This window comes from Flavobacterium sp. FlaQc-48, assembly GCF_044007335.1.
Taxonomy (GTDB): Bacteria; Bacteroidota; Bacteroidia; order Flavobacteriales; family Flavobacteriaceae; genus Flavobacterium.
Genome location: NZ_JBIPCR010000002.1, coordinates 234,498 through 248,745, shown reverse-complemented (window position 1 = coordinate 248,745; position 14,248 = coordinate 234,498). Strand labels below are relative to the sequence as shown.

The following is a 14,248-nucleotide window of genomic DNA, read 5'->3' as shown; positions in this document are numbered from 1 at the left end:
AAAATGCGTCATAAACTCAGATTCACAGCTTTTTTATTGTTTCTATTTTCTATATCATTTTCACAGGAAGGAATACCGGTTTATTCCGATTACCTCTCTGACAACTATTACCTGATTCACCCATCAATGGCTGGCGCCGCTAAATGCGCTAAGTTAAGATATACAGCACGTACACAATGGCTACAGGAACAGGAGGCGCCACTTTTACAAACCTTAACTTTAAATGGCCACCTGGGTGAGAAATCAGGAGCCGGTATTATACTCTACAATGACAAAAACGGATTTCATTCTCAAAAAGGCATAAAGATGACCTTTGCACATCATATTGTTTTTTCCAGAGATGACATTGATTTAAACCAACTCTCCTTTGGTATAAATGCCGGTTTAATCCAAAGCCAGCTTGACCAGACTTTATTTACTGAATTTGATCCCATTATTGACCGAACGATTCAACAAGCTTCTTACTTCAATATGGATTTTGGCGCATCGTATAATTATGAAAATTTTTATCTGCATGCTACGCTTCAGGGAGCAATTCAAACCCGAAGAAAACTCTATACAGAATTTGAAAGTAAAAATCTCAGAAAATATCTCTTTAGTTTGGGATACCTTTTCGGTGACAACGAAAAGTTATTATGGGAACCCTCCATCCTTTATCAGGCATTTGATAAAACCAAAGAAAGGCAGATTGATATTAATTTAAAATTGTATAAGAATATTATGGATTTGAGCAGTATCTGGACGGCGGTCTCATACAGAAGAAGTTTTGATAAAACAAAATACAATAACACATCTTCCCAAAGGTTAGAATATCTCACCCCTATTTTAGGTATAAATATAAAAAATATGGTCATTGCCTATACGTATTCTCAAATTATTGGAGCTGAAAAATTCGATGTTTCTCCTTACCATCAAGTGACAATTGGTTTTAATTTATTCTGCAATAAAGATAGATACGATTGTGGTTGCCCTGCCTTAAATTTTTAAGCTTATAGGGTTTACACCCAAAAAGTAATAATTCTTAAAATTAAATAGCAAGATAACGCGAAGTTCAATATTTAGACTATCGTTATTTTGCTGTTTTTCTTTATTGAAGATCTCCCAATAATGCACTTTAATTTGTTCTTTTTTAACCAAAAGGATTATTATTTTCCCCAACTACATTCAAATAATACCCTTGCATTTTTTGCATTTTTCCAATAGCCATGTTCTACAAAAAGTTTTACCTATCACTCTTCACACTCTTTTTATCTTTGAATGTAACTGCTCAGAATTCGAAAAAAACAGAGGATGCACCTTGGTCCTGTTTACTGAATGAGAACCAAACCTTTTGTTATTTTTTTCATGCATTTGAACAGGCCATAGAAGATAATAATATTGCCAATCAGGCTGAGACCCTTCTTTATTTAGGTATCTGGTCTTACGGGCAGAATCTGGAAAATGCCCTTCAATATGCCAGACAAGCCCTGGAGAGCTACTCCAAACTTGAAAAAACAAAGCCTGAACAAGCCAGAATTGGCCAGAGGAAATGCCGTCAGCTAATCAGCATAATTCTAATAAGACAAGGAAAATACTCAGAGGCCTCATTGATAAACCGGCAAGTTCTTGATGTTCTTGAAAGCAGTGATAAAAAAAACGCGATCTCTGGTGTGCCCTACTTCGGCGCAGAGCCGCTTTATGAGATGCGGGAGAGGAAAGATTCTGCAATCTCCGCTTTCAAAAAGGCGTTAAAAAATGATTTTGAAAATTCATGCCATGAGATTTCCCTGGCCTATACCTATCTTAAAATTGGACAATATGCCTTAATGAACAAGTATCGGAAAAAGGGTTTGTTGTATTTTAAAAAAGCATTAGACATCGCGGAGTTCACCCATGATAAGAAAGCACAATTTTTTGCATTACTCAACCTGGGAAAATATCACTTCGAAGTTTGCGATCTTTCAAAAGCAAACGATTATTACCAAAGGGCAAATAACATTGCCACTACCCTTTCGGACAAAAGACATGAAATAAAAGCACTTCAGGCGCTGATAGCTTTAAGGAAGCTCGAGAAAAAACACTTTGAAATTACCCAGCTTCAAAATCGGCTGTTAATTTTAAAGGATCCCTATTTTTTATTGGAGAAAGAGAAAATTGGAAAGAGCCTGGAAATGCAATTCAAAGTAATAGAAAAAAATAAAAAATTGGCCTGTATTTCGAAAGAAAAAAAAGATATGGAGCGCACCAATTCCAAATTAATAATAGCTATCATTACCATACTTATTACCTTATTGATTGGCTTTTATTTTTTAAACAAGATTAACCGGCGTGATAAACAATTGCTACACCTTAAAAATGAGCTTGTAGGGGCATTAGAAAAAGAGAGAAAAACCGAAGAGATAAAGTTTCAGAATGACCTTGAACACAAGGAAAACCAGCTCAGCAGTATCACTTTACAAATACTTGAAAAAAATAAACTTTTAAATGAAATTAAAACCGCAATTGAAAAAAAAGAACCCTTTTCAGAGCAACAACTCCTAAAAATACTCAATCGTCATTTCGAGCAGAATATTTTGTGGAATGATTTTGACCTGTACTTTGAGAGTATCAATAAAAATTTCTATACCCGTCTCAAAGAATCCTATCCCGAGATCAGCTCTAATGACTTAAAGGTTTGTGCCCTTATAAAACTTAATATGACAGTGAAAGAAATGTCTCTTTTTTTAAATATTTCCCCAGATAGTGTAAAAACGGCCCGCTACCGCCTGCGCAAAAAACTAAACCTTACAGCTGAGCAAAATCTCACCGATATAATTCTTTCTATTTGAAAGCAGCAAAACTATTATGAAAAGGCAACATCATCTACTGATGCCAACTGAGAAGTACAGCACAACTGCTGTTTTTCACTGGAATATGTTTTTTAGTCTGCTCCTAAATGTACTATTCTTTTTATTGCTTATTTTAGTTTGCTTTTCCCTTTCTTGAGATAATGTAATTGTTTGCTTATCTAATTCAGACAGAAATTCAAGGGTCTCTGTGATCAAAATTTCCCTTGTGTATTTCATCTTATTGTCAATATCATAAACCAGGGCATTACTTAGATCAATCAACGCAACTAAAATAAGCCCAATACAAACACTTGTGGGCAAGTCTTTTGCGCAAACAAATGAAATAGCAGTGTCCTGATTTCTTAAGTCAGGTTTAATCCATTGCAATTCTGTTACTGACAGTACAATATTGGCTCCATCGAAAAGGACTATAAAATCTATTTGGAATCCATTTATGCTACACTCAAGCACATCTTCGCCAATATGTTTTTCAAGGTCACCAAATATTGTAAAGTCATAGCCAAGGTGTCGAATAAGGTCCTGAATTTGTTTTTTTAATGGAATGTCTATTTGTCTTAGGAAAACGATTTGTCTCATTAACATTGTTTTGTTTTTTTACCCAGAGGCATCAGATAATATAAAATAATTTAAAAATTTTATAGATCTCAAAAGTATATTAAACTGATACCGGAACATAAAAATCGCAGTAGACAAAAAATAGACAAAAGTGCTATACAGGTATAAAATTGGTGGAAATTTTAGTTTTATACCTAAATGGAGTTGCCTTGAACTTTGCCACAATTTTTATTAGTCTAAAGTGCTGAACTATGCTGTGTTTTATTACATCAGTATAAAGCTGAGTGAAAAGCAAAGCTGAAAGAGAAGTTCCTGTGATGATTATAAGTACAACAATTGGATTAGGATATCAAGTTCTCCAACACAAAAAAGGGCTCCTCAGCAGGCCTGGCCCCGATAGAAGTAGAAATCCTTTTGTGCCGGTGTTCGGGGCAAAAGATTAGAGCGAATAGCGGGAATAGCTCCCAAAAAAATAAGTACTGTAATTAACCCAGCTCTATTTTCATGATGAGAACAAGTTCCCTATTAAAATTAAACAAAAACCAACTCTTCACAGTCAATACAGCGCCACGCGTCTACGCCCATAATCTGCAATACTGCCTGAAGATTAAAGACCATGCCTCAAATGACATAAAACAAAAAAGGCACCTGCGAAGCAGATGCCTTTAAAAGCTCACTGTGATAGTATATTATGCTACAACTACGTTTACTGCGTTTGGACCTTTACGGCCTTCTTCCACGTCGTATCGTACTTCATCGTCTTGACGGATGTTTTCTGATAGACCTGAAGCATGAACAAAAACTTCGGCCCCTCCGTTACTTGGAGTTATAAATCCGAACCCTTTTTCTTCATTGAAAAATTTTACTGTACCTTCTTGCATTTTAATGTATTTAAGGGTGTAAAGGTAGCTTTAATAAACCAGAACTAAATTAATTTAAGTTTTTATTATATTTTTATAATCAGCACACTGCTGGCCGCGTCCTGCTCCAATAATCTATCGCTTAGTTATGTTCATACGGCCATAAGCCGAATTGAAATGCGGCAGTAAATTTATAACCTATAATAATGAAAGATTCTCTTAAAATAGTGTAACTAAAATAGCCAGGAACTATGATACATTCGCTAAAATAAAACCAACCACTGATGTATGACAATCTATCGCTTTTGAAGGACATTGTGGATAATACCCCTTTGCCTACCGCTGTTTATACAGGGGAAGAGTTAAAAATAGAACTCGCCAACCCCTCTATGATACAGACTTGGGGCAAAGGCGATCAGGTAATTGGAAAAAAATATCTTGAAGTACTCCCTGAAATTCAAAACCAAGATTTTGCCGCTCAGGCATTAACCGTACTGAAAACCGGAACTGCCTTCCACGCAAAAGACAAACAGGTTGATTTAATGGTGGACGGCGCCCTTAGAACCTATTATTTCAATTACAGCTTTATCCCTCTTTTTGATAAAACGGGCGGGATCTATGCGGTTATGAATACGGGCTCTGATGTGACCGAGCTGCACCTGGCAAAACAGCAGACCCAGAGTGCCGAGCAAAGGCTCAGAATGGCTATTGAATCCTCAGGTATGGGAACCTATGAGATAGACCTTGCAACCAAAAAAATCAAAACCTCTGGAAATTTCAATGCCATCTGGTCCATAGAGGGGGAAATAGCCAACGAAGAGCTTATTGCCAAACTGCACCCGGAGGACCAGGCCCTGCGCGAGAAAGAACACCAAAAGGCACAAAGCACAGGAAAAATGTGCTACGAGGCCCGAATCATAAACGATGACGGATCACTCAAATGGGTGAAGATCAACGGCAGAATTATCACCGACGAAAATGGAACCCCCGGCACCCTTATCGGGATCATACAGGATATCCACGAGCAGAAAGAATTTGAGCAGGAGCTCAAAAAACAGGTGGCCCATAGCACACAGGAGCTTCGCAGATCCAATGATGATCTTTTGCATTTCGCTGGTGTTGTGAGCCATGACCTGAAAGAGCCTATCCGAAAAATTAAAACTTTCAATAGTATATTAAAAAATCAGTACAAAGCCGATTTTAGTGAGAACGCTAAAAAATTCCTGCAAAAGGTAGACCAGTCCGCACAGAGGATGCAGAATATAGTGGAAGGGATTCTCGCCTACTCCACCCTGGATAAAAGGTCGCAGCCCATTGAAAAGATAAATCTCAATGAGATGATCGAAAGTATCAAAACAGATCTTGAACTCATCATAAGGGAAAAAGGCGCCATACTCATTACAAGTGAGCTTCCTGATCTAGAAGGGGCGCCGATCCTAATCCAGCAGCTTTTCTACAACCTGATCCATAATGCGCTGAAATTTTCAAAGGCAGATGAGCCACCCAGGGTTATCATATCCTTTAGTACGGTTACTAATGACGGTATTGCCACGGTACAAATTACAATTAAGGACAATGGCATTGGACTGGATCCTGTCTATGCCGAGAAGATCTTTAATGCCTTTGAAAGACTGCACTCCAAAGACCAATATGAAGGCAACGGGCTTGGCCTTGCCCTGTACCGAAAAATAGCCAAAAGACATGGCGGTAGCATTACTGGCACCGGAGAAAAAGATAACGGAGCTGAATTTACAGTCACCCTTCCTGTAAAACAGGCAGGTGATTATCTTTAGCAACTTTTAAGCGAATTATATAAACTGATAGTTTCTTATCGCAAATGTGTTACTGCAAATTTCAAAGTTCAATTTCGCAGATAAATCAATATATACTCCCTATCAAAAGTTTTTAAGTAGACATAAAATGGAAGATTATGTTTATGGACAGCCCGCCCTGTACTTAATTGTATGGGCCGGGTTTATCATTTTAATTTTCTAAAAAAAATTAAGAGATAAAAAATAAATTCAATTATAAGAAGAGCATCTTTACTATAAATTTTAAAATAAAATTCATAACTACTCAACGGCAAATAAAACTGGCGGCAAAACAGCTTAATGCGTAAATTAAAGTAATTTAAGTTCTACCGTAAAACCGCGGCGTATGGATTTATAGAAATTAGAAGTTGCATAATAAAAGCTTTGGGAGAGAATTGCGGCATATGGTATTTAAAAAAATAGAAGATTGAGTATTGATTAGAAATACACCAATAGGCCAGCAATATACATCACTGGAACGACAACACAGGGCTCGTTGGCAGCCCTTAGCCCCGATTGCTTCGCCAGTTCGCTTCGCTCGTGTGCAGTGAAATCCTTTTGTGCCGGGGTTCGGCATAAAAGATTAGAGCGTATAGCGGGAAAAGCTCCTGAAAAATAATTAATTGATAGTCTCCACTAAAAATCACCTGTAAATCATAATAAATTTTACCCTTTTAAAATTCTAATACACACTGAAATATTTCTTATATACTTTAAACAATTGAATACCTGCTAAAGCAATAAAAAAAAGCGGAATAAAAACAGGCAGTATGCCCTTTGAGAATTGATTTGGGTCTTGTAAAACAGACTGCAATATTATTATTACGCTAAGCATTCCTGCAAAAACACCCATTAAGGTTCCTGCGATATAATAATACTTTAGCTTCCCTTGAATGGTAATATATTTTTCATTGAGCAAATATAAATTCCAGCTGGTCCAAAAAGGCAATTGTAAAAAATTAAATCCATTTAGAATTACGCCAATTATAAATGGAGAATTGATCAAATAGCGCTCTAAATAATAATCAGACTCTGCCGGGTGATTGAAATTCAAATAAAAAACAAGCGCCAGAGTAAGCATGAACCCAACTGAAAACAAATCAATGATCTTGATGAGTTTTCTGTTTTTTATAAGGTCTCTGGCAAAAAGAAGCGTAAAATAAATCACAAAGGTTTCTATAAATATGACTCCAAACAAAAAGAAAACCAAATTATGAAGTCCTGATTTTGCATAGATTTCAAGTCCAACTAAGTTTAAATACCCCAGGGGAACTGATCCGAGAAAACTCACCAGAAATCCAACGGAGATATTTTTTACTTTTTTCATTTCTAGAAATTCATTATTTTATTGTTTTGTGCCAGATGCAGTCTGTACTCACGCATACCTGCTTTGTGATCTAAATAGGGAACGCCCATTTTATGGTTTTCAACACTTATTTCATACATATAGGTAATGTGTCTGGCCAGTTCTCTCCAGGCAAACCAGACTGAATGTTTTGGGTCATAAATATGTGTAGGTTCACTCGCCGCTCCGTTGAGTTCCACAATCTGAAAATTTTCTCCACATTCTAATTCTTCAAAAGTGTTGTACATGATATCAAAACGCCCGAAATAGAATTCAGAAATTTGATTGGCAATTTCATTCATCATTGCCGTTAATTTTGGCGTAATCAAATCGCTTCCGTCAAGAAATTTTGCTCCGCGGCAATGATTTCCAAACGGAACCAGATTTAATGTTTCTCCTTTTGGTAAAATGCGGTGCAATTGATCGCCATATTCTTCTTTTAAAACATCAAACTGCAATTCAAATCTGGGTGTTTGTTTGATTAATTCTTCAATGGTTGATTTTCCATCACCTTTAACGATCATGAATTCCTTAGAAACAATACCGGTAATTTTTCCATTTTTCTGACCTGGATGCCGCACATAAAAAACACCTACTTCATTTTTAAATGGAATTAAATCCTGCAATAAAAAGTCGAAATTTGCTTTTCTGGCATAGTCCTTCAGCTCCGATATTGTTTTAATTTTTTTCACGCCAGAACCACGAAGGCCAATATCGGGTTTTGCAATTAAAGGGAAGTAGATTTCCTTTTCCACTATCTTATCTACAATCTTTTTTAAATCCGTATTCTCTTTAATTAAAATGGTTTTAGGATAATATTTTTTGGGAAGCAGATCATAAATCTGTTTTTTGCTTTCCATCATAAAGCCGCCATTTTTAATTTTCGGATTTGAGGCGTTAAAGAAAAAAATAGATCTTGCTCTGATAGCATAATAGGCCCAAAGAAAATAGATAGGAACATACAAAACCTGAAATGGCCAATATTCCCAATTGGTTATTTTATGAAAAAATAGTTTCATCGGAATGTTTTTAAATTCGAATAAATGAGGCTGAAAAATCCTCAGTTCTAACTAAATCATAATATTTCATTACCCCCCTGTTTTGCTCTGTTACACTTTGGGTTACGCTCAGGGTTTTCATCGTATTTTCTCTATTGATAATTAAACCATTTTGAGTGTCTTCGCTGCGTGTATTTCGATGAAAATCGAGCATTTCCACAGGTGATATCTCATTTTTATCTTTTAAAAAATCAAAAAACCAGTCTGATCTTTCCTTTCTTATTTCCTGGGTATATAAAGTTACTGATGACCAAATATGGTTTAGAGTTTCATCCAGTTGCGTCATTCTTTTTACAGAACCATCCCAAATCAATTCGTACAATTGTTTTTGCTGATACAAAACCAGCGTAAAAGGCTCAATATTATCCAGATCGATTTGTTTGCAAAAGTCCTTTGGAGAATCATCCGAAATAATGTCCAAAACAATTAATCCGCGGCTTTTTCGATAAGGAAGTATTACATTGTGCTTTGTAATTCCGCCATTTAGCAAGACCAGAACAGTTCCTTTTTCATCCATGACAAACCAGGTTCCTCCCGCTTTTGAATCTTTTGGGTACATCATATTTTTTCCCTTATGCTTATAATTCCTGGGCACAATAGCGCCCGGACGAATTACTTTTTCATCCCTGTTTGAAGTGATCATTACAACTCCGTTATTATTTACAAAACTTACTGTACACATTGTTTTCTGTATGCTATGGTCGAGGGTGCTACGCCAAAATTTTCATCAATGATAATATTTTCGAATTGCAAAACGGCCACTTTTATCAGCGCCTGATGATGCACACAATGCTCTAGATTATAGAGCAATTCTCTATAATAATTACTTTGAATCCTCATGCTAAGACCATCAATAAACTGTTCGAGATAGATTATTTTGTTCTCACTTTTCAATTCTTCTTTAATTTCAATAATGCATTTTTTAGCAAAATCTGTTTCGGTTTGAATTTGCTTATTTCTCTGGCGGTTATCATAATTTAAAATTCCAGACTCATAACTTTGTTCCAGACATTGAAACACCTCCACAATATGTCTTGTATGCTCGCCAATAGTGGCATTACTTAAAGACTGGCAAGATTTTGAATAATCCTGATCTGACAATTGATCTAATAGATAAATTAGCTCATCTAAACTCTGGCGTATTGATTTTAGTAACATAATCTTTTAATTGAGAAGATTAGACAATTTGTTTTTGTTGAAATAAAGCAAACCCAGGCAGCATAATAATGTGATAATAGCCAGACTAAAAAGTAATCCGCCGTCATCTTTCACCACCAGTCCCAAAACAAAGACATGTGATAAAATAGCGCCGCTCATTACCCCAATTCCACCCAAAGCACCAATCCAGGTGGTTTTTGGAATCAGGATTAAAATTACCACTATCAATTCAGCTATGCCTGAAGCAATTCTTCCGTAAGGTTCTACTCCTAGAGCATTGAAAATATAGATACTTTCCTCTGCTGCGCTGAACTTAAAATATAAGGTTTGCAATAGAATTAGCGAGGCAACAATTCTCAGAACCCATATTAAAATTTCCTTTTTCATGGCCCTGTTATTTATAGATTTTTTTCCAATTGTCATCTGCCTGTGATTTTAATTTTCCCTCGTCTTTATTCCAGCTTTTCAAAGTATTATTAAAATAAGCATTGTAAAACAAATAGAGTTTTCCATCGATAATCTTAAACGTTTGGGGGTTTATTTCGACTTTTTCACCAGCGCTTCCCATCGCATACGCGCACCAGCCACCATATTGAGGTTCATATTTTGATGGATTTTTCAGAAAAGCATTTTTATTTTCACCTGACCAAAAATTATAAAGCACGCCCTGGTAAGAAGCTGAGATCTCTTTTTTCCCCTTTATTGCTTTTCCCTGATTAAAATATCCTACCGGATCATATCCCTGAATGGCAGTTTTGTTTTCTAAATTATACTGGCTAGCTCTCTTGGCATCATTTTGAGCAGAACAAATTCCAAAAACCAAAATCAATACAAGTACTACAAACCTTTTCATTTTCTTTATTTTAAATTTTTTAATACCGAAACAAGTACTTCGGTCGTTATACGATGCTTAAAATCTGGCGAGACATATTCAAAAAGGATATCACTCTGGGGATTCACAACAAAAACAGAAGGGACTGGTAAAAAACTAGTATTCATCCCATTAGAATGTACGTTAATTAGACTTTTGTAGTTTTCAGGAGCCTCAAAAGCAATTCCCATGGCTTTTATTAATTCTGCTTTTGAGTCAGAAAGCAAGGTGTATTTTACTTTGTCTTTTTCTGCTGTCATTTTCAAATTTTCAGCAGAATCAGGACTTACCGCAATAATTTGATATCCCAAATCCAGAACTTGCTTTTCGGCCTCAGCCAAAGCCTGCAGATGCAAATTACAATAAGGGCACCAGCCTCCGCGATAAAAAACAAGGACAGTTTTTTTCTTTTTTAGCAGGTCTGAGATATTTACATCTGTATTATCCGATGATTTTAAAGTAAGGTTTGGAATCTTCTCTCCTATTAACAAAGGAGCGATATCAGTGGCAGATTTGGCACTCATGTTCTGCGCGTTAGCAGCCCAGGTGAGGGTTACTAAAAAAATAAAAAGTAATTTTTTCATCGTGTATGTTTTTACATCTTTTTAATAATGTAAAATTAGCATACTATAAAAAAGCGAAATGTCGGCTAATTTACACTTAGCCCAAAATAATTATAATTTGGTAATATCTCGAATGATAATTTCTTTTCTGTTGTAGTTTAATAGCCCATTGGTTTCCATCTCATTGAGCAATTGAGTAGCGGTCTGTCTGGAAGTACAGATAATCTGGGCAATATCATTTTGGGTTAAATAGTTTTCTATTACAACTGAATTCCCGTCTCTAACGCCTTCCTGTTCTGCCCAGTCTTTCAGGAATTGATACAATCTGGTTTTGGCATCCTTAGAAATTAGATTGGCATAATTGTTTTTAATACGTTTCATTTTAAGTCCCACAAACTTGGTATATGAAAGTGCTAAAGTTGGATTACGAAGCAATAAATCTTCAAAATCAGACATTAAAAAACTGCAAATCGCAACATCCTCTGAAAGGACTTTTGCATATTCTTCGTTTTTATTATCTGTCTCTAAAGTCAGTTCACCAAACAAATCTCCTTTCTGGATAATGTCTTTTATAGTTTCGTTGCCATTATTATCCAGGCCAACAATCTTGATATTGCCCTTTTTAAGTAAATAAATCCTGGGCACATCTGAAGATGAAAAATAAATAATTTCCCCTTTGGAGGCTTTTTTAAAACCTGTGATTATGCAAAGTTGTTTAATTTGAGAAAAACTCAGAGTTCTAAACAATTTATGATCACGCAAATACCAGTATTTTAATTCTTCGTACATAAGAGATAAATTATTCGGTAAATGTAAACATTTTAGAAAATAATTCGCTTACTGGTCTAAATCACTCAGCATTTCATTTAAAATATTTAATGGTATCGCTAAATCGCAGATTCAAACCCTATAGCCACTTAATCAAAGTATTTTAATTTGAGTATTTTCCAAAAGCCAAACTATTAGAAATTAAAAGCCAAAGAATTCCATTTGACGACATTAAATTTCTAACAATATTAGTAAAGTATACTTTTAGATGATATTTAATACAGTTATAAAATGAAACCATTTACTTTTGATCAAATACCTATCATGATGAGTAAACTTCATGATAAACTAGAGCACTTGGAAAAGCTTATTTTGAAAATATCTATTACAGAAGAAAATAAAAACGAACTTTTAAATGTTGAACAAGCATCAAAACTTCTAAATCTATCTGTAGCCACAATCTATAGTAAAGTATGCAGGAAGGAAATACCAGTTAATAAGAAGGGGAAACGCATTTATTTTTACAGGCATGAGTTAATGAAATGGATTAAATCGGGTCGGGTAAAAACCTATACAGAAATGAAGAATGATATTGAAAAAAGGTCAAAATTCTAAATTTAACACTTAGATTTTTTGACCTTTTTTAGTTTTAAACATTCCCAAAGCACAATCAGCAACCATATTGGTAAATCATAATCTTGCAAAACCTTATATATTAAAAATTTGTATTATTTTTGTATTGAACAACTCCCATGAGTTTTGTTATCTCAATAAGGATACTTTGTTTTATTTTGTGATATATTGCTTTAAAATGTACCATAATTGTACCACTAAAGTTGAGAACCCTATTAAAATAAGGAATGTTAATTTCTGCATCGGAAAATAGCAGGACAAAACAACTACAAATAAACGAGCTAAAGCAATAATATATAATGTTGTAACTCGTTTTTTTTAAATTCTTTTTTCTTTTGAATATTATGTGATGTCTTAATTAAATTTGTACCCTGGGATTTTATGGCGGAACGATTACTGCCAGCGGGGAAAAAGATAACGGGGCAGAATTCACTGTTATTTTACCCCTGAAAAATTCTGCTGAAACTCTTTAGTTTTTTTGCAGGCGAACTTATCTATAATGCCTCCATTTAAGATTGTTAACCGTGCACTTCCAATTCAAAAACAGGCATCAGGTTCTGGTTTAAATTATTTAAATTCCATTGCCAAAATTTAAATCACGGGTGATTGCTGTTTTTAAAATTACTTAACAGGGCCACAATGAATGTAAGAAAAAGAAAAATTACGTTCATAACTACTAAGCAAAATCAGATGCTTCTTCAAATTGAAAAGTGCCGATTAAAATATTTAAAAGACAAAGCGTCTTTAATCTTAAACTTAAAGCAAACTGGTTATTTTATTTTAATAACTACTTTTCCTTTGGCCCTGCCGCTTTCTACATAAGACAAAGCATCATTGGTTTTTTCGAAAGAAAAAACTTTATCCACCACAGGTTTGATTATTCCAGACTCAATAAGTTTGGTAATTTCGTTTAACTGCTTGCCGTCAGCTCTCATAAATAGAAAAGAATAGTCAACATTTCTATCTTTTGCTTTTTTGCGAATGCCGGAACTCAACAATGATAAAATGATTTTTATAAACCAGGGCGCTTTAATTTCATTAGCAAAATCAGGTGTTGGCGGTCCGGAAATAGAAATTAGTTTGCCGCCTGATTTTAGTATTCGTAATGATTTTTCGAGCGTCTTTTTATCCTGACTGTTCAGTACAACATCGTAATTACTCAGCATCTTTTCGAAATCGCTGTTTTTATAATCGATAATAAAATCAGCACGAAGTTTATTTAGCAAATCGAAACTTTTTGCACTTGCAGTAGTCGCCACCACAGCACCTAAATGTTTGGCCAGCTGAATGGCAATTGTGCCAACACCTCCGGATCCTGCCTGAATAAAAACTTTTTGTCCTCCCTTGATTTTTGCTCTTTCGACCAAAACCTGCCAGGCTGTTAAAGCTACCAGCGGTATAGATGCTGCTTCTTCCATAGAAAGATTTTTAGGCTTGAGTGCCGCATCTTTTTCGTTTATCGCAATAAACTGGGCAAATGTGCCTATATGATGATCTGAGGCTCTGGCATAAATCTCATCGCCAACTTTAAAGTTTTTTACATTTTTCCCAGCCTTTGTAATAACTCCGGCCAAATCATGCCCTAGAATTAGCGGAAGCTTGTAAGGCAAAATAAGTTTAAATTCTCCCGTTTTTATTTTAGAGTCTAAAAGATTGACTCCGGCAGCATGAACTTCGACCAGAATATCGTTGTCATTTACTTCCGGAAAAGGCACTTCGGTAAGCTGCAAGCGCTCGGTTTTACTGTATTTACTAATTATAAAGGCTTTCATTTTATATCTTTTTAAAGTTTCGGTTA

The 14,248-nt window shown here is 35.3% G+C and carries 15 protein-coding genes; 4 read left to right on the top strand and 11 right to left on the bottom strand.

All coding sequences use genetic code 11. The features are described 5' to 3' along the window. Positions 1–3: 3 nt before the first annotated feature. Both ACHRWY_RS04315 and ACHRWY_RS04310 read left to right on the top strand, forming a co-directional pair. Complete coding sequence (locus ACHRWY_RS04315) at positions 4–987, top strand: type IX secretion system membrane protein PorP/SprF (RefSeq protein WP_395352868.1); 984 nt, start codon at positions 4–6, stop codon at positions 985–987. 266 nt (positions 988–1,253) lie between these two features. Next, complete coding sequence (locus ACHRWY_RS04310; protein WP_395352866.1) at positions 1,254–2,807, top strand: hypothetical protein; 1,554 nt, start codon at positions 1,254–1,256, stop codon at positions 2,805–2,807. A 75-nt stretch (positions 2,808–2,882) separates the two neighbouring features. Here ACHRWY_RS04310 and ACHRWY_RS04305 read toward each other — a convergent pair whose 3' ends face one another. Both ACHRWY_RS04305 and ACHRWY_RS04300 read right to left on the bottom strand, forming a co-directional pair. Next, positions 2,883–3,404, bottom strand: a complete 522-nt coding sequence (locus ACHRWY_RS04305; RefSeq protein WP_395352865.1) for a hypothetical protein — start codon at positions 3,402–3,404, stop codon at positions 2,883–2,885. A 668-nt stretch (positions 3,405–4,072) separates the two neighbouring features. Continuing rightward, positions 4,073–4,264, bottom strand: coding sequence for a cold-shock protein (locus tag ACHRWY_RS04300; RefSeq protein ID WP_395352863.1), 192 nt, complete (start codon positions 4,262–4,264; stop codon positions 4,073–4,075). A gap of 263 nt (positions 4,265–4,527) precedes the next feature. On the opposite strand from ACHRWY_RS04300, the gene ACHRWY_RS04295 reads away from it, so the two are divergent. Beyond that, a complete protein-coding gene (locus tag ACHRWY_RS04295) occupies positions 4,528–6,036 on the top strand; it encodes an ATP-binding protein (protein ID WP_395352861.1) in 1,509 nt (502 codons plus the stop codon). A 700-nt stretch (positions 6,037–6,736) separates the two neighbouring features. On the opposite strand, the gene ACHRWY_RS04290 is transcribed toward ACHRWY_RS04295, so the two are convergent. The 8 genes from ACHRWY_RS04290 to ACHRWY_RS04255 all read right to left on the bottom strand — a co-directional run bounded on the left by ACHRWY_RS04290 (position 6,737) and on the right by ACHRWY_RS04255 (position 11,838). Beyond that, positions 6,737–7,381 (bottom strand): hypothetical protein, encoded by a 645-nt coding sequence (locus tag ACHRWY_RS04290; RefSeq protein WP_395352858.1) that lies wholly within the window; start codon positions 7,379–7,381, stop codon positions 6,737–6,739. A 2-nt stretch (positions 7,382–7,383) separates the two neighbouring features. Then, the gene (locus tag ACHRWY_RS04285; RefSeq protein ID WP_395352856.1) at positions 7,384–8,418 is read right to left on the bottom strand and encodes a D-alanine--D-alanine ligase; all 1,035 of its coding nucleotides are present in this window, start codon (positions 8,416–8,418) and stop codon (positions 7,384–7,386) included. 10 nt (positions 8,419–8,428) lie between these two features. Next, the gene (locus tag ACHRWY_RS04280) at positions 8,429–9,139 is read right to left on the bottom strand and encodes an NRDE family protein (protein ID WP_395352854.1); all 711 of its coding nucleotides are present in this window, start codon (positions 9,137–9,139) and stop codon (positions 8,429–8,431) included. Beyond that, positions 9,127–9,615: a DinB family protein gene (locus ACHRWY_RS04275; RefSeq protein ID WP_395352852.1), complete on the bottom strand. Its 489-nt coding sequence runs from the start codon at positions 9,613–9,615 to the stop codon at positions 9,127–9,129. The genes ACHRWY_RS04280 and ACHRWY_RS04275 overlap by 13 nt, the downstream gene beginning before the upstream one ends. Positions 9,616–9,621: 6 nt before the next feature. Continuing rightward, complete coding sequence (locus tag ACHRWY_RS04270; protein ID WP_395352850.1) at positions 9,622–10,002, bottom strand: DoxX family protein; 381 nt, start codon at positions 10,000–10,002, stop codon at positions 9,622–9,624. 7 nt (positions 10,003–10,009) lie between these two features. Continuing rightward, positions 10,010–10,468: a YHS domain-containing (seleno)protein gene (locus ACHRWY_RS04265; protein WP_395352847.1), complete on the bottom strand. Its 459-nt coding sequence runs from the start codon at positions 10,466–10,468 to the stop codon at positions 10,010–10,012. A gap of 5 nt (positions 10,469–10,473) precedes the next feature. Continuing rightward, a complete protein-coding gene (locus ACHRWY_RS04260; protein ID WP_395352845.1) occupies positions 10,474–11,070 on the bottom strand; it encodes a peroxiredoxin-like family protein in 597 nt (198 codons plus the stop codon). 90 nt (positions 11,071–11,160) lie between these two features. After that, a complete protein-coding gene (locus ACHRWY_RS04255; protein WP_395352844.1) occupies positions 11,161–11,838 on the bottom strand; it encodes a Crp/Fnr family transcriptional regulator in 678 nt (225 codons plus the stop codon). 270 nt (positions 11,839–12,108) lie between these two features. Here ACHRWY_RS04255 and ACHRWY_RS04250 point away from each other — a divergent pair, with 270 nt between their 5' ends. Further along, positions 12,109–12,432 carry a helix-turn-helix domain-containing protein gene (locus tag ACHRWY_RS04250; protein ID WP_395352842.1) on the top strand — a complete coding sequence of 108 codons (324 nt, stop codon included), beginning with the start codon at positions 12,109–12,111 and terminating at the stop codon, positions 12,430–12,432. 788 nt (positions 12,433–13,220) lie between these two features. Here ACHRWY_RS04250 and ACHRWY_RS04245 read toward each other — a convergent pair. Next, complete coding sequence (locus ACHRWY_RS04245) at positions 13,221–14,222, bottom strand: NADP-dependent oxidoreductase (protein WP_395352840.1); 1,002 nt, start codon at positions 14,220–14,222, stop codon at positions 13,221–13,223. Between the last annotated feature and the right edge of the window lie 26 nt (positions 14,223–14,248).